The sequence below is a fragment of the Alistipes sp. dk3624 genome, assembly GCF_009557455.1.
GTDB lineage: Bacteria > Bacteroidota > Bacteroidia > Bacteroidales > Rikenellaceae > Alistipes_A > Alistipes_A hominis.
Map to the genome: position 1 here is coordinate 2406083 of NZ_CP045651.1, position 23556 is coordinate 2429638.

Genomic DNA, 23556 nt, shown 5'->3' on the forward strand with positions numbered 1-23556 from the left:
CGCGGCGTCGTTTACCCGAGGCTTTTCAGCCGGATCGTCACCGCATTTTTGTGCGCGTCGAGCCCTTCGGCCCCCGCCATCGTTTCGATGACGTTCCCTATGCCGCGGAGTCCGTCGGTCGTGATCTCCTGGTAGGTGATCTTGCGTAGGAAGCTGTCGAGGTTCACGCCGCTGTAAGCGTGCGCCCAGCCGTAGGTCGGCAGCGTATGGTTTGTGCCCGATGCGTAGTCGCCCGCGCTTTCGGGAGTATAGTTTCCGATGAAGACGCTTCCGGCTGCGGTGATTCTTTCGGCGATTTTCCACGGATTTTCCATCGAGATGATCAGGTGTTCCGGGCCGTAGGCGTTGCTGAATGCGATCAGGTCGTCCTCGCTGTCCATCACGACGATGCGGCTGTTGTCCAGCGCCCGGGTCGCGATGTCGCGGCGCGGCAGTTCGGCCAGTTGTCGTTCCACTTCGCGGACCACCTGTTCGGCAAAACCGCGCGACGGCGTCAGCAGAATCGCCTGCGAGTCGCTTCCGTGCTCGGCCTGCGACAGCAGATCGGAAGCCACGAAAGCGGGCACGGCGCCCGAATCGGCCATTACCAGCACTTCGGACGGGCCGGCCGGCATGTCGATCGCCACGGTCGAGGTGCTGACCTGCTGTTTGGCGACGGTGACGTACTGGTTGCCCGGGCCGAAGATCTTATCCGTTTTCGGGATGCTTTCGGTGCCGTAAGCCATCGCCGCGATCGCCTGCGCCCCCCCCGCTTTGAAAATACGGTCTACGCCGGCCAGCGAGGCGGCATAGAGGATCGCCGGGGCGATGTCGCCGTTTTTATCGGGCGGGGTGCAGAGAACGATTTCTTTGCAGCCGGCTACGCGCGCCGGGATCGCCAGCATCAACACGGTCGAGAATAACGGGGCGGAACCTCCGGGGATATAGAGCCCGACGCGCTGGATCGGCACGGCGCGCTGTATGCACTTGACGCCCGGCATCGTTTCCAGTTCGACCGGTTGCGGACGCTGCGCCGCGTGGAACGCTTCGATGTTGCGGGCGGCAGTCGCGATGGCGGCTTTCAGTTCCGGAGAAACGTTCTCCGTTGCCTGTCCGATCTCGTCCGGCGTGACGATGACCGATTTCAGTTCGATCCCGTCGATCTGCCGCGTCAGTTCGAACAGCGCTTTGTCGCCTCCGGCTTTCACCGAGGCGAGGATATCGGCTACCCGCTGTCCGATCACCGAACGGTCGATCTGCGGGCGGCTGAGCAGCGGCCCCCATTCGCGCGGGTCGGGATTTACCAGGATTTCCATTACAAGATCATTTTTTCGAGTGAGAGAACGAGGATGTCTTCTGCGCCGATCGTCTTGAGCTGTTCGATTTTGCTCCACAACTCGCGTTCGTTGATCACGACATGGATCGAACTCCAGCCTTCCTGAGCCAGCGGAAGGATCGTCGGACTCTTCATGCCCGGCAGGATGCGGATCGCCTCGTCGATTTTTTCGTGCGGCAGGTTCAGCAGCACGTACTTCATGCCGCGGCTGCGCTCGACCGATTCGATGCGGAACAGCAATTGCGACAGGATCTGACGTTTCTCTTCCGACAACGATTGGTTGGAGATCATCACCGCTTCCGAGAAGAGCACTTTTTCGACCTCCTTCAGCCCGTTGGTCACCAGCGTGCCGCCGGAGCTGACGATATCGAAGATGGCGTCGGCCATCCCGACCGACGGAGCAATCTCGACCGAGCCGGCGATCTCGTGGATCTCCGCGTTGATCCCGTTTTCCTTGAAAAAACGCGACAGGATGACGGGGTAGGACGTCGCCACCCGTTTGCCGTTGAAATAGCCGATCCCGTCGTACGCGTCGGCTTTCGGGATGGCGAGCGAAATGCGGCATTTGCCGAATCCGAGCTTGTGGGCGATTTTCACGTCGAACCCTTTCTCTTCCACTTCGTTGAGACCGACGATCCCGACGTCGGCGACGCCCATCGAAACGGCCTGCGGAATGTCGTCGTCGCGCAGGTACAGCACTTCGAGCGGAAAATCGTCGCAGCGCGTCAGCAGCTTACGTTTGCTTTCTTCGATCGATACGCCCGCTTCGGCGAGCAGTTCCACGCTCTCTTCGTTGAGTCGGCCTTTGGCCTGAATGGCAATTCGTAACATATTTTCGTTTTTTAGTTGTTTCGTACCGGATTGAACGATATAAAAAAGAGGCTTCCGTAATCGGGTAAGCCTCTTTCGTGTGATTGAATATCGGTTTCAGTTCATACAAACACGCTGTTGCCTACCGTGACGGACGTAGGTGATGATGATGCACGTGAATGTGGTTAAACTGTGACATATTCCGTTCTTTTATGCCGCAAAGTTAGCTTAAAATTTTAAGAAACAAAACATTTTTCGAAGATTTCGCTGCCGGTAAAGCTCTATTTTCCCGCAGGGCTGTATTTCAGCAGCAGCGATCCCGGCGCTTCGCCGATTTCGAGCGTCAGTCCGTCGGCGAGTTCCTTTCCGGTTTTTGCGGCGATTTTGCCGTCGTTGCCGTTCTGCACGCTGTAAACCTGTTGCGGATCGAGTCCCCTCAGTTTCACGACAGTCGAATCTTGCGGGTTGTCTTTGCGCCGGAACGCAACGACGATGCCCGTGCCGTCCGACGGTTTGTTCAGTTGATAGGCCAGCCATACGTCGTCGCCGGTCAGGTCGCCGAGTCCGGTCAGCGGATAATAATCTTCGTAGAAGTAGGGACGCAGTTCCTTGTATTCGGCGATCACCCGCTGCATGTCGGGAATCGAGCCGCGGATGCTGGTGATCTCCCAGTTGATGACCATCGCGCTGCTGAGGCTCGACCGGAAATTGTAGTCGTCGGTGCCGTAAATGCCGGTGCCGTGCAGCGGCAGGAAGAAGTTCAGCCCGTAAGTGTGGCACTGGTAGCCGTTTACCTCGCCGTACCGGTAGTCGGTGCGCCACAGCGGCGCGCTGCGGCTCATCGTTTCGAGGTCGAGCCGCCGGCCGCCGGCCGCGCAGTTGTCGATCATCAGGCAGGGGAAGCGGTCGAGCAGGTAATCCCAGAATTTATAAAGCCCTTCGACGTGACGGATCTCCTTCATACCGGTGCGGCCCGGTTCGTCGTTGGCTTCCCAGTACGGGCTGATGCCCATGTTGAAGTCCTGCCGGTAGTAGTCGATCCCGTTCTGTTCGAGCAGGTCGCCGATGTATTTGCTCAGCCAGGCGCAGGCTTCCCGGTTGCCGAGGTCGAACAATTGCACCGGATTTTTATCGGAGGACGAGAGCATCCATTCGGGGTGCGTCTTTGCGAGCCAACTGTTGACGATCGCGCGTTCCGGTTCGAACCAGACCATGAACTTCGCCCCGACCCGGTGCGCCGCGTCGGACAGCGGTTTGAGTCCGCGCGGGAAACGGGTGCTGTCGATAATCCAGTTGCCGACGCAGGTCGACCAGTTGCCGCCGGAGAAATCCGGCCCGCCAGAACCTTCGTACCAGCCCGCATCGAGCCAGAACACTTCCGGCACGATGCCGAACTGTTTGTAGCGGTTGATCAGCGCGACGGCGAACTCTTCGGTCAGGCAGCCGTACTCGTTGCACGGGGCCGGATCGCCCCAGTCGAATCCCGCCGAAAGCGGGTATTCGGCGAATTTGCCGTCGATTTTGCGGGTGTGGTGCGCCAGCATGAAGCGGCGGAAACGGTTGTTGCCGTCCATCGGGTCGTCGCCCTGCCAGAACAGCATACAGATCCGCGGCGTGCGGATCGATTCGCCGGGGCGGAGGTATAGCTTCATTTTTTCCATACCGGAGTTCAGCGTAGCGGCTTTGCCGCTTCGCGACAGGGTAGCGTACCAGCCGCCCGTCCAGCCGATGCCGACGACCACTCCTTTTTTATCCGGCGATTCGAGGTTGAAGAACGGGAAGGCGGTGCGGTCGGAAGACCGGCCGTTTTCCGGAGCCATCCGGATCGAATCCCCTGCGCCGAGTTCGGTTAGGATCGGACGGAAATCGGCCCGCGATCCGTAGCTGCCTTCGGCGTGCAACAACTTGAAATCCCCGTCTGCTGCGGCTTCCATCGTATAATCTACTACTTTTACCTGTTCCAGCGTATCGCTGTTTTCAGCGGACGTGTTCGTGAAATTCATTACCCACTCCACTGCATTGAATTCGCGGAACCCGGTCGCATGGCAGTCGGCCCGCAGTCCGGTCGCCGGGTCGAGGTACGAGATCCGGTATTTGACCACCTGCGGATCGTCGCTTTGCTCTTTTTGCATCGTATGCTTCCATTTGCGGATGAATTCGGCCGACGGTTTTCCTCCGTAAACGAACGAAAACGGCGGAACTTTTCCTTTGGCAAACGCAGTCGTAATCCACCGGCCGGCGTCTTCCGGAACGGCGATCCGTTGTTTGACCTGCGCCTGTATGCAAGGAGGCGTTGCCAGTAGTACGGCTGTCAAAGCCGGTAGCAGGACGGCGGTCCTAATCAGCGTAGAGATAGTCATGTTTTATCGTTTGAAGTTAGAGTGCGGCGTTCGCAGCGCAAAAATAGGAAAAAACGGCGGTTTTTACCTGTTTTCTCTTTCCGGAATGCGGTTTCCGAAACAATAGATCATAAAAAGGGTTTCATTCGAACAGTCTTGCAATGTGACGCCGTATTCCCGGATCGTTCCCCGCAGCGTACCGTAGACCGGATCGACAGCGTCGATCCGGATGTCCCGTAAGAAGTCGGTTTCGGGGATTCGGGCCCATTTGTAAAGCGTTTCTTTGGCGCACCAGATTTTACCCGGCAGGTCGCCCTCCGTGCCGAACCGTTGCCGTTCGTCCGGGGAAAGGTATTTCGGAGCGGCTTTCAAAAAGTTCCGGTTACGCAGTTCGATGTCTACCGCGCAGGGAGTCTTTGCGATGATGACTGCAGCGTAACCTTTCGTGTGACTTACGCCGATGTATTCTCCGCTTTTCAGCACCGGCGCTCCGTTCGGATCGTAGCCGGTTTCGGCCTGAGGCGTCGTTTCGTGCAGTAGCGCGTGCCATGCCAGCCACTCTTTGCGACGGTTCCCGGTCGTGAGGCGCTCGGAGGCGTAAATGCGCTCTTGCGGGGTGCACAGCGATCTCAATTCGGTTTCGCTTTCGTCGATTTTCCACAGCGCGATCAGCCCGTTCGGCAATTCGGATCGGTAAATCAGAGGCATGGGCGGACGGTTATTCGGGTTCGACGGTGAACAGGTCGCAAAAACCGGCCGGAACGGAAATTTCCCTGCCGCCCTCGATCTCCAGTCCGGAGAACAGGCCGCGCGCGCGGCCTTCGAAGCCGAGCGAAACGGGGCGGGCTTCCGCGCCGGGATTGCGTAGGGCGATGAAATTCAGACGATCCCGTTCGTATAGCGCATCGGCGCGAACGCCTCCCCGGGCGCCCAGCGTCGGCGCGGCATTTCCGGTGCGCAGCACTTCGCCGAGCAGCGCGTCGAAAGCCGCCTTGTTTTTGAAACTGCCTTCGCCGACGTTGGTTCCGCAGTAATACAGGGTTCCGTCGCCGATCTTTTTGCGGACGATGCAGGCCGTTCCGGGGCGGAAAGCCCCGAGCGTGTCGGCATCCGGAGCGTCCAGTTCGGCATAGCGCAGCGCGCCCCAGAGGATGTCCCCGTTTCGCATCGCGACGGGGACGTAGGGCCCTCCCGATACGCCGAAGTCGCGCAATGCTTTGGCGGCGTCTTCGCTCAGGCGGACGTTGACCCCTTCCTGCGTGTCGAGCTTGAGCCGGAACGTGGAGGTGGTATTTTTTTCGCACAGGTTCCATTTGTCGTCCAGCCCCAGGCCGGGCAGCGTGCGGCTGTGCCGGCCCGTGTCGTCGTTATAGCCTCCTGCGTGCGCTTCGACCAGTAGCGTGCCCCCTTTTCGCACCCAGGCGTCGATGGCTTCGGCTTCGCGTTGGGAAAGGTAGTAGCAGTCGGGGAGGATCAGCACGCGGATGCCGTCCAGTCGTTCCAGTCCTTCCGAATTGACGAAGCGGTAACCGTAACTGTTGCGATAGCAGTATTCCGCATAGGCGTTTACGCCGGCGGCCAGCCCGTCGAAATTGCGGAACATGCAGTAGTGGAAAATTTCGTTGCCGGCGCTTTTCCAGATGCCTATTTGCGGGGCTTGCGGGAAAGAGCGCATCAGTTTATCGGAGACGGGGACCAGTGTCCGGACGAACCGCGAAGCGGCTCGGGTGATCTCGCGGTCGGTTCCGTCGAGCTGCGTGAGACCCCACGCCGGCGCTTCGATGCCCAGCACCTCGGGTCGGTACTGCCAGAAGAGGAATCCTTTGATGCCCAGTCCGATTTGCGGAATGAAGTCGTGCAGCAAATCGTCCATGCCCAGCATGGCCTGATGCGTCGTAATTCCCCCGCCGTTGATATGGCTTTCGACGTTGTAACAGATCTTACCCCGGCCGGCCGACAGCACCTGCGGCGTGAAAAACGGCCCGTTGTTCATCGTGGCGGCGAAAACGTCGCACATTTCGGCTACTGCGAAATCGTCCGTGCAGGTGCTTACCGCATTGAACGGTTGCATCGTGTTGGGGACTACGTGCAGGTAGGCCGCTTGTTCGGGCGCAAGCTCGCGCACCATTTCCAACCGCCATTGAGCTTCGCGGGTCATCGTGTAGCTGTGGAAAAGCCGCCAGTCGATGAAGTCCTTGATCGTTTCCGTGTTGCGGGGCAGTTCGACTTCTTCCCAGTCGTTGTAGCAACGGCCCCAGATCCGGTTGAGGGTTTCGATGTCGCGGTATTTCCGTTGCAGCCAGCCGATGAATTCCGCCCGGCAGTGGTCGCAGTAGCAGACCAGGCGGTCGAGCTGCGCGTCGCGCTGCGGGAACGAAAGTTCCGGTTCGTTCCAGACGTCCCAGAAACGGACTCCTTTGCGGTCGCGGAAATGCAGGATCGCCTGTCGCATGAACGCTTTGCGGGCTTCGAGCGCTCCGGGATGGTTGTAACAGGGGCCCGGGTGGCCGCCGCCCTGACGATGCCCCACCGTATAGGGTTCGATCCTCCGTCCGTCGTTGGCGAGCTGTTTCGCGTCGGGGTATTTTTCATAAAGCCAGACGGGGGCCACGTCGAAAATGGTGTTGAACGTTACTCGCAGTCCGTTTTTTTCGGCGAGGTCTGTCAGACGATCCAGGTCGCCGAAATCGTATTCGTTTTCTCTGCGGTTGTTCCAGCGCCATTGCACCCAGAATTTAACGTCGGTGAATCCCAGTTCTTTCATTCGACTCAGATCCGTTTCCCAGCACTCCGTTTCGGGCGTCGGGGCGCGGTAGTATTGGGCCCCGAACAGGAACGGGTAGCCGTCCGGTACGGTCGCAGCGTTCGGGTGCGAGCGGGCGGACAACGCGCCGGTAAAAAGGTGTGGCAAAAGTAGTAAAAGTGCGAATAGCGGGCGCATGGTTTTTCGGGTTTAGGGTAGGAGCACAAAAATAAGTAAAAACGCCGGAATTACAATTGTTCCGGCGTTTGGAGAGGTATTCCGGAAGGTTCCCGGCTAATATTCGTTCCAGCTTTTGATCCGCACGTCTTCTTTGCTCAGCCGGCAGAACGCATTGATGAATGCGCTGGCGAGCCGGGCGTTGGTAATCAGCGGAATGTTGAAGTCGATCGCGCTACGCCGGATCGTGTAGTCGTTGTTCAGTTCGTCCTTCGACAGATTTTTCGGGATATTGACCACCAGATCGATCTTCTTTTCCTTGATATAAGTAAGCGTGTTGGGCTGTTCGTCCTGATCGGGCCAGTGCAGCACCGTGGCGTGTACGCCGTTCGTTTCGAGGAAGACGGCCGTTCCGCGCGTAGCGAAAATGTCGTATCCTTTGGCTTGTAGTGCCTTGGCTGCCGACAGCATGTCCATTTTCGACCGCGAATCGCCGGTCGACAGCAGGATGTTTTTTTTCGGAATCGTATAGCCGACCGACAGCATCGCTTTGAGGATCGCCTCGTGGAAATCTTCGCCGAGGCAGCCCACCTCGCCGGTCGACGCCATCTCGACGCCGAGCACCGGGTCGGCTTTCTGCAACCGCGAGAACGAGAACTGCGGCGCCTTGATACCGACGTAGTCGAGTTCGAACGCCGATTTATGCGGCACTTCGGGATCGACGCCGAGCATCACTTTGGTCGCGATATCGATGAAATTCACCTTCAGCACCTTCGATACGAACGGGAAGCTCCGCGACGCGCGCAGATTGCATTCGATCACCTTGATCTCGTTGTCCTTGGCCATCAACTGCATGTTGAACGGCCCGGATATGTTCAGCATCCGCGCCACTTCGCGGGCGATCTTCTTGATCCGCCGCATCGTTTCGACGTACATTTTCTGCGGCGGGAAAACCATCGTCGCGTCGCCCGAATGCACGCCGGCGAATTCGACGTGCTCGGAGATCGCGTAGATCAGCATTTCGCCGTTTTTCGCCACCGCGTCGATTTCGATTTCCTTGGCATGTTCGATGAATTCGGTCACCACCACCGGGTATTGTTTCGACACGTTGGTCGCCAGGGTCAAAAAGTGTTCGAGTTCTTCGCGGTTCGACACGACGTTCATCGCGGCGCCGGAGAGCACGTAGCTCGGCCGGATCAGCACCGGGAAGCCCACTTCGTCGACGAAACGGTAGATGTCGTCCATCGTGGTCAGTTCCCTCCATCGCGGCTGGTCGACGCCGATCCTGTCGAGCATCGCCGAAAATTTGTGGCGGTCTTCGGCGTGGTCGATGTCTTCGGCCGAAGTGCCGAGGATCGGGACGTGCTCATTCTGCAACCGCAGGGCCAGGTTGTTCGGGATCTGTCCGCCGGTCGAGACGATCACGCCTTTGGGCGTTTCGAGGTCGGTGATGTCGAGCACCCGTTCGAGCGTCAGCTCGTCGAAGTAGAGGCGGTCGCAGGTATCGTAGTCGGTCGAAACGGTTTCGGGATTGTAGTTGATCATTACCGAACGCAGCCCCTGCCGGCGGATCGTGTTCAGCGCATTGACGCTACACCAGTCGAATTCCACCGAGCTGCCGATCCGGTAGGCCCCCGATCCGAGCACGATCACCGAACGCTTGTCGTGCGCGAATTCGATGTCGTGCGACGTGCCGTTGTACGTGACGTACAGGTAGTTGGTCATCGCCGGGTATTCGGCCGCCAGCGTGTCGATCTGCTTGACGTACGGCGTGATGCCGCGCATTTTCCTGTATTTGCGGATCGTCAGCATATCGGCCTCGATGTTTTTTGCGGTACTTTTGCTCACCATGCGCGCTAACTGAAAGTCCGAAAAACCGCGCTGCTTAGCCTCCAGCAACAGGTCGTCCGGCACGTTGGCGATGTTATTGTGCTGCTCCAGTTCGTTTTCGATCCGGATGATGTTTTCGAGTTTTTCGAGAAACCAGCGGTCGATCCGGGTCAGTTCGTGGATGCGTTCGACGGTGTATCCCTTTTTCAGCGCATGAGCGATCACGAAGATCCGTTTGTCGGTCGGATGGCTCAGCGCGGCGTCGATGTCGTTCACTTCGAACTCTTTGTTCGCGACGAAACCGTGCATACCTTGTCCGATCATCCGCAACCCTTTCTGGATTACTTCTTCGAAGTTGCGGCCGATGGCCATCACTTCGCCGACCGATTTCATGCTCGAACCCAACTCGCGCGAAACGCCTTTGAACTTGCCGAGGTCCCAGCGCGGGATTTTGCAAACGATGTAGTCGAGCGCCGGTTCGAAGCAGGCGGTCGTGCTCTTGGTGACGTTGTTTTTCAGCTCGTGCAGGCCGTATCCGAGGCCCAATTTCGCGGCGATGAAAGCCAGCGGATAACCGGTCGCTTTGGACGCCAGCGCCGACGAACGGCTCAGCCGGGCGTTCACCTCGATCACGCGGTAGTCTTCCGAGTGCGGGTCGAGGGCGTATTGCACATTGCATTCGCCGACGATCCCGATGTGCCGGATGATTTGGATCGCCAGTTTTCGCAGTTTATGGTATTCCGCATTGGAAAGCGTCTGCGACGGGGCCACAACGATGCTTTCGCCGGTATGGATGCCCAGCGGGTCGAAGTTCTCCATATTGCAGACCGTGATGCAGTTGTCGTAGCGGTCGCGCACGACCTCGTATTCGACCTCTTTCCAGCCTTTCAGCGATTTTTCGACCAGAATTTGCGGCGAGTACGAAAACGCTTTGTTCGCCAACGCGTCCAGTTCCTCGTCGTTGTCGCAGAAACCCGATCCGAGGCCGCCGAGCGTATAGGCCGCGCGGATAATCACCGGATAACCCAACTCGTGCGCCACCCGTTTGGCTTCGGAAACGGATGTTACCGCTTCGCTTTTGATCGTCCGGACGTCGATTTCGTCGAGTTTTTCGACGAATTTCTCGCGGTCTTCGGTGTCGATGATCGCCTGCACGGGAGTGCCCAGCACGCGTACGCCGTATTTTTCCAATACGCCGCTTTGGTAGAGCTTGACGCCGCAGTTCAGCGCCGTCTGGCCGCCGAAGGCGAGCAGGATGCCCTGCGGCCGCTCCTTTTTGATAACCTCTTCGACGTATTCGGGCGTCACCGGTAGCAAGTACACCTTGTCGGCGATGTTTTCCGACGTCTGGATCGTCGCGATGTTCGGGTTGATCAGCACCGTGTAAACTCCCTCCTCTTTGAGCGCTTTGAGCGCCTGCGAACCCGAGTAGTCGAACTCCCCGGCTTCTCCGATCTTGAGTGCTCCCGAACCCAGCAGGATCACTTTTTCCACTTTATCTATCGTTTGCATTTTTCGATGTTTTGGATGAACTGGTCGAACAGAAATTCGGTGTCTACCGGCCCTCCGGAGGCTTCCGGATGGAACTGTACCGAGAAGAACGGCTTGCTTTTGTGGCGGATGCCTTCGCTGGTGCCGTCGTTGAGGTTTACGAAATAGGGTTCCCATTCGGGATTGAGCGTGGCGGTGTCCACGGCGTAACCGTGGTTCTGCGACGTGATGACGGCACGGTTCGTACCGACCATCAGCGCCGGCTGGTTATGGCTGCGGTGTCCGTATTTCAGTTTGAAGGTGGTCGCTCCGGCGGCGATCGACAGCAGTTGGTTGCCCAGGCAGATGCCGAAGATCGGCTTGCCGAGCGCAATCGCCTTTTTGATGTTGGCGACCGTGGCCCCGCATTGCTGCGGGTCTCCGGGGCCGTTCGACAGCATCACCCCGTCGTATTCGAGTTGCGTGAAATCGTAGTCCCACGGTACGCGGATCACCGTCGCGTCGCGGTCGCACAGGCAGCGGATGATGTTGTACTTGCAACCGCAGTCGACCAGTACGATCCGGTGCCGACCGTTACCGTAAGTCTGCGCCTGTTTCGTGCTGACCTGCGCGACGAGATTTTCGCGGTTCGGATCGACGAACTGCTCCGGCTCGGGCGTTCCTTCTACGAGCACCTTGCCGAGCATCACGCCGCGTTCGCGGATGATCTTGGTGATCTGCCGCGTATCGACGCCGCAAATGGCCGGAACGTCGTTGTCGGCGAGCCATTTGCCGAGGCTTTCGACCGCGTTCCAATGGCTGTACTCGAACGAGTAGTCGGAGATGACCAGACCCCGGATGTGGATACGGTTCGATTCGAAGAATCGGAGCATCCCGTTTTCTTCGGTAAACTGCGGAACGCCGTAATTGCCCACCAGCGGGTAGGTAATCACCAGAATCTGGCCGCTGTACGAGGGATCTGTTAAACTTTCGGGATATCCGGTCATCGCGGTATTGAAAACGACTTCTCCGGGAACGGAGGTTGCGGCGCCGAACGAGTACCCTTTGAATAGGGTTCCGTCTTCCAGAACGAGACGGGCGGTTTTTTTGTCAGACATTCTATATCAGTAAGTTATGAATTTTCGTAAACTTGCTGAAACGGTCTTCTCTTCAGAATAGTTTCTGAACTGCAAAAGTACGGATAGATTTTCGATTGTGCAAACCGATGCGGAAAAAGTTTTTCGGGAAGAGGTCGTTTTTTTGTCGTGCCGGATTTTTTATCGTGACCGGGGTATTCCGGAGCGAGTATGAAACGTTTCGGTGCAATCCGGTAAAATAATCGTATCTTTGCAGACGCGTCCCGAAGTCCGAAAATGTAAATTCAATCGCCGTAAGATGTTGACCAAAGCCGAAATCGCTTTTATTCGTTCGCTGTCTTCACGCAGGGAGCGCGCCGCCTCGGGGCTGTTCGTGGCCGAAGGGGAGAAATCGGTGCGCGAAATGCTCGCCTCTTCTTTTCCGGTGCGTCGGGTTCTTGCCGTCGGGGACGGTGCGGAATGGTTGCCGTTGCGGGCCGATACCGAACTGGTGCGGGTCTCCCCGAAAGAGATGGAGCGTATCAGTATGCTGAAAACGCCTGCCGGCGTGCTCGCCCTGGTCGAAATTCCGCATTACGCGCAGCCGGAACGTTTCGGGGACGGTGCGCTCGTGCTGGCTCTGGACGACGTGCAGGATCCGGGTAATATGGGGACGATCGTCCGGCTGGCCGACTGGTTCGGTATCCGAGATATCGTCTGTTCGGAAGCGACGGCCGATTGTTTCAATCCGAAGGTAGTGCAGGCGACGATGGGCGCGATTACGCGCGTGCGGGTGCATTACCTGCCGCTGTCCGGTCTGCTGGAGAAGGCGCTGTCGGACGGCATTCCGGTCTACGGCACTTTCCTGGACGGGGACGACATCTACGGCGCGGAGCTCTCTGCGGACGGGATTCTGGTGATGGGAAACGAGGGGAAAGGAATCGGCCCGGATGTGGAAAAATGCGTGTCCCGCCGCCTGTACATTCCGTCTTATCCCGGCGGAACGGCTACTTCCGAGTCGTTGAACGTCGCCGTGGCTACGGCCGTGGCCTGCGCCGAATTCCGCCGCAGGTTGCGTTGATCAGAGCAGTCCGATCCTGTTCAGGAACAGGATGGCGATCACGACCGGAATTACGAATTTTATCAGGAAACGGATCAGCGGAAAAATCTTTACGCCGTATTGCAGGTTGCTGGTAAATTCGTTCCTGAATTTTACGGGGGAAAATACCCAGCCGGTGAACAGGACGATCAGCAGGCCGCCCAGCGGCATCAGCACGTTCGACGACAGTTGGTCGCATAGATCGAAAAGATTCATGCCCGCGACCGAGAGTTTCGAACCGGGCATCATCGACAGCGCGCACAGCGATCCGGTGACCGTGATGGCCGATGCGGTGTAGAAAATAGCCCGCTTGCGGCTGAGGCGCAACTCTTCGGTCATGTATAGCACGATGACTTCCAACAGCGAAATCGACGAGGTGATGGCTGCGACGAACAACAGGAAAAAGAAGACGACGGAGATGATATAGCCGCCGGTCATCTGGGCGAAGACGTTCGGCAGCGTCAGGAAAACCAGCTCCGGTCCGGAAGTGGGGCTGATGCCGAACGAGAAGACGGCCGGGAAGATGGCCAGTCCCGACAGGATCGCCACCGTGATATCCGAAAAGGCCACCATGGCTCCCACGCGGGGCATATTCTCATTTTTGCGTAGGTACGATCCGTAGGTGATCATCGCGCCCATGCCGAGGCTCATCGAGAAAAACGACTGTCCGAGCGCCTGTAAGACGGTCGTGCCGGTGATTTTCGAAAAGTCGGGCTTCAGCAGGAATTCGATGCCGGCCTGCGCGCCGTCGAGGGTCAGCGAGTTGACGGCCATGCCGAGCAGCAGTACGAACAGCATCGGCATCAGGATTTTCGTATAGCGTTCGATCCCTTTTTCGACTCCGGACAGAACGATTCCCGCCGATGCGACCGTAAACAGAAAAGTCCAGATCACCGGCTTCCATCCGCTGGCGACGAATCCGTTGAAGCTGTCGCGGATTTGGTCGGCGCTCCGCCCGTTGAATTGGTTGAAAACGGATTCCTTCAGGAATTCGAACGCCCAGCCGGCGATTACGCAGTAGAACGACAGGATCACGAAGGCCGTGAGGATTCCCATGTAACCGACCAGTTTCCATTTCGATCCGGGAGCCAGTTTGTTGAAAGCCCGCATCGGGTTGCGGCGGGTCGAACGGCCGATGCTGAATTCGGACAGCATGATCGGAATCGAGATTAGAAAGCTGGTTGCCAGGTAGATCAGAATGAATGCGGCGCCGCCGTTCTCGCCGGCCACATACGGGAATCGCCAGATGTTTCCGAGCCCGATGACCGAACCTCCGACCGCTGCGACGGTTCCGAACCTGCTGCCGAATGATCCTCTTTTTGCCATGCCGAATAGTTGTCGTTTTGAAAATAATTAAACAAAGTTATTATTTTTAACGGAATTCGCGTAAAAATATTCGGTGTATTCGTACGCGGCCGGGGCGGCGGCAAAATTCCGATTGTTTGTTACCTTTGCGGCAAATATCCGTCCAAAAGCGATGAGAACGATCGAACTGCTGGCTCCGGCCAAAAATTACGAATACGGATGCGCCGCCGTCGATTGCGGCGCCGACGCGCTGTACGTCGGTGCGCCCGGTTTCGGCGCGCGGGTCGATGCGGCCGTTTCGGTCGGCGACATCGCGCGGTTGTGCGACTATGCGCACCGTTTCGGCGTGCGGGTGTTCGTGACGATGAATACGTTGGTTTTTGCCGACGAACTGCGCGAGGCCGAACGCATCGCCCGCGAAGTATGCCGCGCGGGCGCCGATGCGCTGATCGTGCAGGATACGGCTTTTCTGCGGATGGATCTTCCGCCGGTCGAGTTGCACGCCTCGACGCAGATGTGTACGATGACTCCCGACCGGGCGCGGTTTTGGAGCGACGCCGGTTTTTCGAGGATCATTCTCGAGCGCGCTGCGACCCTGGCGGAGATACGCGGGATTGCCGACGCGGTTCCGGACACCGGGATCGAGGCGTTCGTGCACGGGGCGATTTGCGTCGCGTACAGCGGGCAGTGCTACCTGAGCCGTTCGATGTCGCCGCGCAGCGGCAACCGCGGAGCCTGCTTGCAGGCGTGCCGGCTGCCGTACGATTTGGTGGACGAAAACGGAAAGCGGCTGATGAGCGGGAAGCACCTGCTGTCGCTGCGCGACCTGAATCTTTCGCAGCATCTGGACGACATGGCGAACGCGGGCGTTTCGTCGTTCAAGATCGAAGGACGGTTGAAGGATATCAACTATGTGCGTAATGTCGTCGGCTGGTATTGCAACCGGCTGGACGGACTGATCGCCGGACGCAGCGACTTGCGGAGGGCGTCGCAGGGGGTGAGCGCGCTGGATTTTTCGCCCGACCCCCGGAAGAGTTTTTCGCGCGGCGCGACTTCTTACTATATAAACGGCGCGTCGCGCGGCGCGGCGTCGTTCGATACGCCCAAATCGTTCGGCGAGCCGGTCGGGAAGGCGACCCGCGTTGCGCGGGATTTTGTGGAAGGCGCCGGTCTCGGGGTGCTGGCGGCGGGCGACGGCGTTTGCTTTGCGGGGCCGGACGGCGGTCTGGTCGGAACCCGTGTCAACCGCGTGGAAGGCGACCGGATTTTTTTGAACCGTCCGGGCGGTATCCGGGCGGGAACCGCTTTGTTCCGTAATTACGACCGCCGGTTCGTCGCGGCTCTGAACCGGGCCCGGACGCGGCGGCGGATTCAGGTTGCGGCATACGTGTCGGTCGGGCCGCAGCGGTTGGTGCTGACGTTGGACGACGGCCGGGTGTCGGCCGGGTGCTCCGTCGACGGCGATTTTGCCGCAGCGCACAACCCGTCGCAGGCAGAAGAGACGATACGGACGCAGATTTCGAAGACGGGGGACACGATCTATGCGGTTTCCGGCGTAGAGATTCGTTGCGACGAGCCGCGTTTCGTGCCGGTCGCCGTGTTGAATGCCCTGCGTCGGACATGCATCGAAAAGTTGGACGGAAACCGGAGCGCCGCATATCCGGGACCGGTTCGCCGGCCGGAGAACCGGCAGGCCGTTTTCCCGCAAACGGCGCTGACGGGCGCGGACAACGTGACTAATCCGCTGGCCGAACGTTTTTACCGCGAGCACGGCGTCGAGACCGTCGAAGCGGGATACGATCTGAACGACCGTTTCGACGGCGTGCGGGTGATGCGGATGCGTTACTGCCTGCGCCGCGAGATCGGGCAGTGCCTGCGCGAACGTCCGGATTACCGCGGCCGGCTTTTTATCGAAACCGGGCGTAGCCGTTACGAACTGATGTTTGACTGCAAGCGTTGCGAGATGAGCGTTGTCTGCCGCAACCGAACCGAATAATCCGAAAATTATGCTGAAATCCGATTTGCTGACCCCTGCCCGCTGGAACGATTACGAGTTGCTCGACAGCGGAGATTTTGAAAAACTGGAGCGTTTCGGCCGCTACGTAGTGGCCCGGCCGGAGCCGCAGGCGTTGTGGAACCGTTCGCTGAGCGATGCCGAATGGCGGCAGCGCGCCGACGCCGTGTTCCGCAAGGACAGGCGCAGCGAAGATCGCGGCGAGTGGGTGTGCAAACCGGGGATGCCGGGACAGTGGTTCGTCGAATATGGCGGCGAAGCGATGCGGTTGCGGATGCGGCTCGGGCTCACGTCGTTCAAACATGTGGGAATTTTTCCCGAACAGGCCGAAAATTGGGATTATATATACCGGCAGGTGCGGCGCGTCGGGACTGGGGCGCGGGTACTGAACCTGTTCGCCTATACCGGCGGAGCCTCGCTGGCCGCGCGGGCGGCCGGAGCCGAGGTGACGCATGTCGATTCGGTGAAACCGGTGGTCGGGTGGGCGCGCGAGAACATGGAGGCGTCCGGGTTGGACGGCGTCCGCTGGATCGTCGACGATGCGCTGAAATTCGTGCGCCGCGAAGTGAAGCGAGGCAAAACCTACCACGGCATCGTTCTCGATCCGCCGGCTTACGGGCGCGGCGCGGACGGGGAAAAGTGGGTGCTCGAAGAACATATCAACGAAATGCTTTCGCTGTGCGGGGAGTTGCTCGAACCGCAGAACGGCTTTCTGGTGTTGAATCTCTATTCGATGGGGTTGTCGGCGTTGCTGGCCCGCAGCGCGGTGCGTCAGTTGGTCGGGGCGTGCTCTGCGGAGCAGTTCGGCGAACTCTATTTCACCGATCCGTTCGGCAAGGCGTTACCGCTGGGGGTGTATTACCGGTGTGCCCGGTAGACCGATCGGGGTTTTGACCGGCTCTTTTTTCGGAAGTACTTGCTCCCGGTGCCGTTTAGCCCAGAGCTGGTACGAATTGATGAGGTTCTGCCAGATGACATATGCGGCCGGACCGACCGAAGCGATCGGCGTCAGGTAAGTCTGTGCCATCCAGATCGCCAGGATCGTATTCTTCTGTCCGAGGCCCTGTGCGCCGGCGATCTTGTTGCGATAGCGGCGTCCGATGCGGCGTCCGGCCAGGAACTGGGCGCAGCAGACCGCGAGCGCCAGCAGCGCCATCCAGATTTCATTGACATAGTTCGACGCATCCTGTTTCATGAGAAAGGCGACCGTGTTGCCCATCACGATGGTCAGCGCTACGGCCCACAGGTAGAACGAGATCTGCTGGCGTTCGCGCAGTTGCCGGTGTATGCGGGGCGCGAAGCGTTTCAGCAGCACGGCGATTACGAACGGCAGGATCAGCAGCGGGATCATTTGCCGGCAGACGATCCCGAACGACTCGAAGAACGGCAGCGCGGTCTGCGAGCCGATCAGCGAGAAGACCAGCGGCGATAGCGTGGCGACCGTCAGGTTGCTCAGCAGCGTGTAAGTCGCCAGCACGGCGATGTTTCCGCCGAGCATACCGGTGATTACGGCCGCCGAAGTGGCGGTCGGAGCCATCACGCAGATGAAAGTGCCCTGGGCCAGCAGCGGATCGAACAGCGCGATGATCCCGAACAGCGCGAGACTCCCGAGTATCTGAATCCCCAGCAGGATCACGTGCAGCCGCGTGATGCGCATGTCGTCGAACGACAGCTTGCAATAGGGCACCAGCAACATCAGGAAAATCAGGTAGGGGGTCAGGAAAGAGAGCGACGAGACGAACGGATAGAATACGCCGCCTACGATCATGGCGATCGGAAGCATCCAGTTTTTGAATTGCTGCAGGATTACGTGATTCAGATAGTCGACCATACGCCCGGATTTATCATTCCCTCCGGTGCAAAGTAACGGAGTATTGTCGTGAAATCAAAGGCTTTTTTTAATTTTTTAACAATGTCTCCGGGGGCGGTTTCGGTCGGATTTATGGCACGGATGGTACGGAATTTGTATTATATGAGGTTTCGGGGAAATGCGATTCGGAGTTTCGGGACAAGTTTGATTCCCAAAAGACCTTTCCGTCCGTGCGCGCTTTTCTACCTTTGAACCGATGATTATGGAAGCAAAGCGCAATATCGTATTTTCGGCAGCGGTCTGGGTCGCTTATGTGCTGGTATTCGCCGTGCAGAAGCCGTTTTTTCTATTTTACAACCGCGACGTGTGGACGGAGATGTCCGCCTTCGATTGGGGTCAGGCATTCGTGTCGGGGCTGTTGTTCGACGTGTTGTTGGCGGCCTGTTTCGCGCTCTTTCCGGTGCTGCTGACTTTCTTGCGTTCGAGACTGTCGGAACGAGCGGCCGAAGGCGTGTTGCGTGTCTATTTTCTCGGGACGGCATTGTATATAGCCGCCGTTTTCGCTTTTTCGGGAGTGCTTTTCGAATCGACGATTCTGAAAACGGTGCTTTTCATAGGCTATGCCGCCGCGATCGTCGGGTTGTGTTGGGAGAAGGTCGTTCCGTTGTTCGGCCGCATCGGGGCGCGTCGCCGGACGGAACGCCGCGTGTCGCTGCTGCTGGCCGGTATGCTGCTGTTCTTTTTCGGAGGAGTCGCATTCGGAAACCGGAGTCTTTCGGAGCATTACGCTTCCCGGCCCGGTCTGTATCACCTGCACATCAATCCTTACTACCAGCAGATCGCTTTTTGGGATTAATTCCGTCCGCTCCGGAAACGTTTCGCGGGATGGCCGCTACTTTCCGGATTCGCCGGCCGGTTCCGCAGAAGCGTTTTTTTTCGATTTCTGTTGTCTTTTCAAAGCTTTTCGTTCGCGGATCCGCTCGATCCGGTTGCGCATGTTGCGGATCAGATCGGCGAACGTGTCGAAGCTTTGCCGGTACGAGATGCCGATCCCGCTTTCCTGAAGGCCCTGGTTCTCGTCGAACCGGTCGATCGTGCGCGTGAAGGCCTTGACCTTGAAATTACCGGCCTCGTCGAGCAGCAGGCTCAGCGTTACGTCGCCCGTCAGGCTGTTGGCGGTACGCTTGTTCATCTGTACGCCGTTGCCGGTGTCGTAACTGACGTCGCCTTCGACGATCAGCTTGTCTTTGATCAGTTCCCCGTAAAATTCGGTGCCGAATTCGTCCGAAGTTTCCTCGCTTTTCGGGCGGTATTTCGGCGCCAGTCGGAAACGGTCGGTCGAGAGCAGGCTGCTCAATTGGTTCGACAGGAAGTCGATGCCGGTCACGGTCGCGCCCATGGCGCCGATGTTCAGGTTCTGGTTCGTGTACGAATTGTCGGCATAGAAACTCTGCGTGGCCAGCAGCCACAGGAATTGGGTCGACATCATCTCCTGCGTATTCATCGAGTTCAGGATAACGCTTTGGGTTTCCGGGTCGGCGTTCGGGACGGTCACATCGAACGTGATAGCCGGTTGCGTCAGCCGTTCGGACAGCCGGATGATGCAGTCCACCGGGACGTTGCGCCGAGAGTTCTGCTCCCCGGCCCCGAGCAGCGGGGCCAGCGAGGCCTTCAGCTTGTAGACGGCCGTGATGTCGACCAGCGCGTTGACCGGATCGCCCGTCCACTGGATGTGGCTGCCGTCTTCGATGGCAAACGTGCGCGTAGCGAAATTCTTCAGCGAAAAACGGTAGCTGCCGTCCGTGATGTCGTAGTCGCCGTAGATCGTGAAATCTTTGTTCCGCGGATTGACGTGTAGGTTGATCGTGCCGTTGCCGCGTCCTTTGAGCAGGTTGTCGCCGGCTTGGTCGAGGGTTAGTTGCATTTCGACGTTCGGCTTGACGTTCAGCGCCATCTTGATGTCCATGTTCGACGGCAGGCTGTCCATCCGGCGCATCCTGCGCGCGAGGGCCTGCCGCAACCGGTTCGTGCTGTTCGCTTTTTCCAGACTGTCCCGGATGGCTTTTTGACGCGGGTCTTCGAAGACGATGAAGTCGGCGGCGGAGATATCCGCGCTGTTGCCCAGGGGCATGTAAAAATGCGAGTTGTCGGCGGTCGTCGCGACGATGTTCATGTTGACGCCGTTTTTATTGCCTTGGATCGTGGCGTTGCCCGACGCGAAGATCGTTCCGTAGAAAAGGTCGTTCTGCTGTTCGGTCGTTTGCAGGACGAGCGTGTTCTGCGGCCGCACGTGTATGTCGTAGGCCAGATTGCGCAGGTTCCGGAAGTCGAATTTCATGTCGAATCCGGCGCGGTTTCCCCGGGGATCGGTCAGTTCGGCCGGCTGCAGGGTCATCACGTTGTCGGCTACGTCGATCGTGCCGCCGGTCAGGGCGTAGGGAACGTTCGTATAATCGACCGTCGTTTCGAAACGTTCGACGCGGATGGCGCCGTTCAGAACGGGTTGGAGGTTTCTGCTGCTCAGCGTCAGCCGGGCGCTGGCCTCTCCCTGCGTTTCGCGCAGCACGCCTTTCAGCACCGGAGCGAGCAGTGCCATGTCGATTTTCCGGATGTTCATTTCCGCGCCGTAACGGCGTTCGGTCGGGGAGTAGAAACCGGCCACGATGTTGTCGCCCAGTTTGCGGTCGGACAGCCTGAAACGGGCCCGTTTCGACTGAAAATCCCAGAGGCAGTTGAACTTCGTGTCTCGCCACGGGATTTGGTTGACGCGGATGCTGTCGAAATCGATGTCTGCGTTCAGCACTCCTTCGCCGTATGCAGCGATCAGGTCTGCAGAGCCGTTGGTGTATCCTTCGAACAGGTAGCCCCGGCTCGAAGTGATCTGCGACAACGGCTTCAGGTCGAAGTGTTGCAGGCTCAGCCGAAGGGTGTCCTGGTTACTGCGGGAGGCCGTGCCGTTGACCGAGAGGCGTTGCGGGCCGTTTTCGATCCGGAAGTTGTCTACGACGACCCGCGTGGAGTCGTAGACGATCTGCCGGGCGCCGATTCGCCAGGTCTGGTTGCCGGTCGTGAGCGTGGAAGGATAAAAGTTGATTTTGATCTGCGGAACGCCCGTTTCCGGATTGACCGACAGCGCGGAAGTGGTGCTGAGCATCGCGTAGGTGCCGTTTGCGGTGTTGTTGAACCGCATGGCCAGGTTGACCCGGTTCTCTTTGGCCCCGCCGATGACCGAAAAGTTGGGCATGTACAGGTTTTTGGCCAGCAGGTCGTTCGCCGTTACGAACATCGAGATCGAGTCGCCCTGGTTACGGGCGGACGCCTTCAGGTTCGAGACGAAGAACTGTTCGTTCTCGATGAGTTCCGAGTTCAGCGTCAGCGAGAAGACGTCGCTTTCGGGGTTGAACAGAAAGGCCAGCGTGGTTCCCTGGGCGACTTGCAGGCCAGGAATGAAGATGCCCGCCACGTTGTTGGCTTCTTTTACATTGACGTTCAGCAGGTAGTAGTTGTCGATGCTGGAAGCCCCGTCGGCCGGCGGAATCGTTTCCCGCTCCTGCCCGTCGTGTTCCGAGATGGACGGAAGGTAGGATATCAGCGTGTTTTTGAAGTAAGAAAACATTTTGTTGTAGCTGAGCCTGCCTTTCAGTTCCGCATCGGCGAACGACGAATAGAAACCCAGCAGTTTCCGGTTGCCGTGGTTGTCGGCCAGCATACGGATCCGTCCGGTTTTGACGGTGTCGATGTGGTTGATGTAGGTCATGTCGTCGATCTCGATCGTGCCGTTCAGCTCGTCGAGCCCTATGCCCGAGCCTTGCGCCGTCAGATTGCCCCGCACCACCGAAACCGTGTCCCGCCGGTTGAAATTCAGTTTGTACAGGTCGGCGTTATGCAGGGCCAGATTGAAATTGTAGGCCGGCAGCGAATCGTTGAAGTTCAGTTTGCCATCGAAATCGAACGCGATGTTCGGGTCGGTCGAGACGATGGCGCCGGTGTACTCCTTGTTCTCGAATTCCCCGTTCAGGACGATGTCGTTGTACGCGTATCCGTTGTATTCGAGCAGCGGAATCTGCGCCTGCGCTTTCATCCGCAGCGCGCTGCCGAGCTGTCCCGTCACGTCGGCTTTCAGCGCGATGCGGTCGAGTTTCGGGATGCCGAGCAGCGAGCCGATCCGGAAATCGTTCGTATTCAGCGTCCCGTTGAAACCGGTCGCGCGTTGCGTGGACTGAAGCGGCTTGATATTCAGTTTCAGGTCGGCGCTTCCCAGTTCGCATTGCAGCCGGCCGTCGGCTGCGAAGTCGCTGAATAGACCGTCGAAATGGCCCGTAAATGCGATTCGCCCCATTTTTTCGAGCGTGGCGTAATTCTTTTCGACCGATTTCCGGGCGATGTCCTGCACAATGTCGGCGATGTCGGCGGCCTCGGTACGCAGTTCCTGCACGTCGAACGAGAAATGGGTGCGGTTCACGTCCGGCAGCCCGGTCATGCGGAATTTTACGTCGACCCGCGTGTTTCTCGTTTCGACCGGCCCCACGCTCCCTCTCATGTTCGAGACCGGCCCTTCCACTTGTCCCGAAGCATTGCGGAAGACGGTTTGCCAGTTGCGCAGTCCCTGGGCGAAGTAGGCGATGGTCTGAAAGCTAACGGTCGAGGCGGTAAATTCGGAACGGATATTCACTTTATTCAGGAAATCGTTATACCCTTTCCACGTGTCGTAGTCGAAATAGAGATAGGCCATCCGTACGTCCGATTCGGCGGTCTTTAGCCGGAAATCGTCGAAGTGCATACCCGATCCGGAGATCCGGAAATGCCGCGTCGACAGGTTTTCGATGTGCAGCCCGCAGCGCTCCCGCAGCGTCAGCGAGTCGATCGCGAGGTTCACGCTGTCGTCTGCGACCGATACGTCCCGTACGAGAAGTTTGAAATTCCGAACGTCCAGATCCGTAAAGTTGACGCCGTACTCTTTCGGGCGGACGTCGAATTTCCGGTGGCGGAAATTCATGTCCCGGATCGTTGCCGAAGACGCCGTCAGCCGAAATCCTTTTTTCTTTTGTTTCTTCTCTTTCTTGAATTTCAGCAGGATCTGTTTCAGGTTGCTCGTCCGCGAACTGTCCTGCATCAAGTTGAACCGCACTCCGTCCAGTTCGACGTCCCCGAGCCGCACGGCTCCCGTGAAAACGTTCAGACTGCCCAGCGGGACGACGACGTTGCGCGCATAGAACAGCGTGTCTCCGTGGTAGTCCTCTACGTAAAGGCCTTCCAGCGACAGCCGGTTGAACAGCCGGAAACGCACCTTTTCGACCGAGAACTCGGTTTGGGCTTTTTCGCTGAGCATTTTCAGGCCCTGACCGACGATCAGGTTCTGCACCGATTGCATGTGCAGCAGCAGCGTGACGGCGACCGGCAAAAATATCACAAGCAGGATCACCGCCGACACGAAAGATCGTATTATTTTTATAACTTTGCCCATTCGGAAGCTGCGTGCGGTATTCTGTTGGTTTTCAATCGGAGCCGCTCTGCGTTACGGCGCTTCGCATGTCTCTCTGAAAAGAACTACAAGTTTACTAAATTTAT

The 23556-nt window shown here is 58.3% G+C and carries 13 protein-coding genes and 1 pseudogene; 4 read left to right on the forward strand and 10 right to left on the reverse strand.

Annotation, left to right across the window (positions count from 1 at the left end; genetic code table 11):
- Positions 1-11: 11 nt before the first annotated feature.
- From hisD to carA, 7 genes and pseudogenes are all read right to left on the reverse strand, one after another.
- Positions 12-1295 carry a histidinol dehydrogenase gene (gene hisD, locus GFH31_RS10315; RefSeq protein ID WP_153497885.1) on the reverse strand — a complete coding sequence of 428 codons (1284 nt, stop codon included), beginning with the start codon at positions 1293-1295 and terminating at the stop codon, positions 12-14.
- Positions 1295-2146 carry an ATP phosphoribosyltransferase gene (gene hisG, locus GFH31_RS10320; RefSeq protein ID WP_055202117.1) on the reverse strand — a complete coding sequence of 284 codons (852 nt, stop codon included), beginning with the start codon at positions 2144-2146 and terminating at the stop codon, positions 1295-1297. Before hisG ends, hisD begins: the two co-directional genes overlap by 1 nt.
- 260 nt (positions 2147-2406) lie before the next feature.
- Positions 2407-4485, reverse strand: coding sequence for a glycoside hydrolase family 36 protein (locus GFH31_RS10325; protein ID WP_153497886.1), 2079 nt, complete (start codon positions 4483-4485; stop codon positions 2407-2409).
- A 63-nt stretch (positions 4486-4548) separates the two neighbouring features.
- Positions 4549-5172 (reverse strand): 4'-phosphopantetheinyl transferase family protein, encoded by a 624-nt coding sequence (locus GFH31_RS10330; protein ID WP_153497887.1) that lies wholly within the window; start codon positions 5170-5172, stop codon positions 4549-4551.
- Between the two features lie 1309 nt (positions 5173-6481).
- Positions 6482-7405: pseudogene (locus tag GFH31_RS13070) on the reverse strand (beta-galactosidase); the annotation flags it as partial.
- A 96-nt stretch (positions 7406-7501) separates the two neighbouring features.
- Positions 7502-10726 carry a carbamoyl-phosphate synthase (glutamine-hydrolyzing) large subunit gene (carB, locus tag GFH31_RS10340; RefSeq protein ID WP_101571369.1) on the reverse strand — a complete coding sequence of 1075 codons (3225 nt, stop codon included), beginning with the start codon at positions 10724-10726 and terminating at the stop codon, positions 7502-7504.
- Positions 10714-11802 (reverse strand): glutamine-hydrolyzing carbamoyl-phosphate synthase small subunit, encoded by a 1089-nt coding sequence (carA, locus tag GFH31_RS10345; RefSeq protein WP_153497889.1) that lies wholly within the window; start codon positions 11800-11802, stop codon positions 10714-10716. The genes carB and carA overlap by 13 nt, the downstream gene beginning before the upstream one ends.
- 277 nt (positions 11803-12079) lie before the next feature.
- On the opposite strand from carA, the gene GFH31_RS10350 reads away from it, so the two are divergent.
- Positions 12080-12841 (forward strand): TrmH family RNA methyltransferase, encoded by a 762-nt coding sequence (locus tag GFH31_RS10350; RefSeq protein ID WP_172970744.1) that lies wholly within the window; start codon positions 12080-12082, stop codon positions 12839-12841.
- On the opposite strand, the gene GFH31_RS10355 is transcribed toward GFH31_RS10350, so the two are convergent.
- Positions 12842-14185, reverse strand: a complete 1344-nt coding sequence (locus GFH31_RS10355) for a sodium-dependent transporter (RefSeq protein ID WP_055202105.1) — start codon at positions 14183-14185, stop codon at positions 12842-12844.
- 151 nt (positions 14186-14336) lie between these two features.
- On the opposite strand from GFH31_RS10355, the gene GFH31_RS10360 reads away from it, so the two are divergent.
- Both GFH31_RS10360 and GFH31_RS10365 read left to right on the forward strand, forming a co-directional pair.
- Entirely contained in the window at positions 14337-16160 is a 1824-nt protein-coding gene (locus tag GFH31_RS10360) for a peptidase U32 family protein (protein ID WP_153497890.1), read from the forward strand.
- 10 nt (positions 16161-16170) lie between these two features.
- Positions 16171-17055, forward strand: a complete 885-nt coding sequence (locus tag GFH31_RS10365) for a class I SAM-dependent methyltransferase (RefSeq protein WP_055202101.1) — start codon at positions 16171-16173, stop codon at positions 17053-17055.
- On the opposite strand, the gene GFH31_RS10370 is transcribed toward GFH31_RS10365, so the two are convergent.
- The gene (locus GFH31_RS10370) at positions 17020-18009 is read right to left on the reverse strand and encodes a bile acid:sodium symporter family protein (RefSeq protein ID WP_228385758.1); all 990 of its coding nucleotides are present in this window, start codon (positions 18007-18009) and stop codon (positions 17020-17022) included. The two genes, GFH31_RS10365 and GFH31_RS10370, sit on opposite strands and share 36 nt — an antisense overlap.
- A 241-nt stretch (positions 18010-18250) precedes the next feature.
- Between GFH31_RS10370 and GFH31_RS10375 the strand changes: the two genes are divergently transcribed.
- Complete coding sequence (locus GFH31_RS10375) at positions 18251-18844, forward strand: hypothetical protein (RefSeq protein WP_055202100.1); 594 nt, start codon at positions 18251-18253, stop codon at positions 18842-18844.
- 36 nt (positions 18845-18880) lie between these two features.
- Here GFH31_RS10375 and GFH31_RS10380 read toward each other — a convergent pair whose 3' ends face one another.
- The gene (locus GFH31_RS10380; RefSeq protein WP_228385759.1) at positions 18881-23419 is read right to left on the reverse strand and encodes a translocation/assembly module TamB domain-containing protein; all 4539 of its coding nucleotides are present in this window, start codon (positions 23417-23419) and stop codon (positions 18881-18883) included.
- Between the last annotated feature and the right edge of the window lie 137 nt (positions 23420-23556).

What these genes read in the sequence shown, in the direction of transcription:
- hisG (WP_055202117.1), bottom strand. Translation starts at nt 2,146, where the DNA reads ATGTTACGAATTGCCATTCAGGCCAAAGGCCGACTCAACGAAGAGAGC.
- hisD (WP_153497885.1), bottom strand. Translation starts at nt 1,295, where the DNA reads ATGGAAATCCTGGTAAATCCCGACCCGCGCGAATGGGGGCCGCTGCTC.
- GFH31_RS10355 (WP_055202105.1), bottom strand. Translation starts at nt 14,185, where the DNA reads ATGGCAAAAAGAGGATCATTCGGCAGCAGGTTCGGAACCGTCGCAGCG.
- GFH31_RS10370 (WP_228385758.1), bottom strand. Translation starts at nt 18,009, where the DNA reads ATGGTCGACTATCTGAATCACGTAATCCTGCAGCAATTCAAAAACTGG.
- GFH31_RS10350 (WP_172970744.1), top strand. Translation starts at nt 12,080, where the DNA reads ATGTTGACCAAAGCCGAAATCGCTTTTATTCGTTCGCTGTCTTCACGC.
- carB (WP_101571369.1), bottom strand. Translation starts at nt 10,726, where the DNA reads ATGCAAACGATAGATAAAGTGGAAAAAGTGATCCTGCTGGGTTCGGGA.
- GFH31_RS10325 (WP_153497886.1), bottom strand. Translation starts at nt 4,485, where the DNA reads ATGACTATCTCTACGCTGATTAGGACCGCCGTCCTGCTACCGGCTTTG.
- GFH31_RS10365 (WP_055202101.1), top strand. Translation starts at nt 16,171, where the DNA reads ATGCTGAAATCCGATTTGCTGACCCCTGCCCGCTGGAACGATTACGAG.
- carA (WP_153497889.1), bottom strand. Translation starts at nt 11,802, where the DNA reads ATGTCTGACAAAAAAACCGCCCGTCTCGTTCTGGAAGACGGAACCCTA.
- GFH31_RS10330 (WP_153497887.1), bottom strand. Translation starts at nt 5,172, where the DNA reads ATGCCTCTGATTTACCGATCCGAATTGCCGAACGGGCTGATCGCGCTG.
- GFH31_RS10360 (WP_153497890.1), top strand. Translation starts at nt 14,337, where the DNA reads ATGAGAACGATCGAACTGCTGGCTCCGGCCAAAAATTACGAATACGGA.
- GFH31_RS10375 (WP_055202100.1), top strand. Translation starts at nt 18,251, where the DNA reads ATGGAAGCAAAGCGCAATATCGTATTTTCGGCAGCGGTCTGGGTCGCT.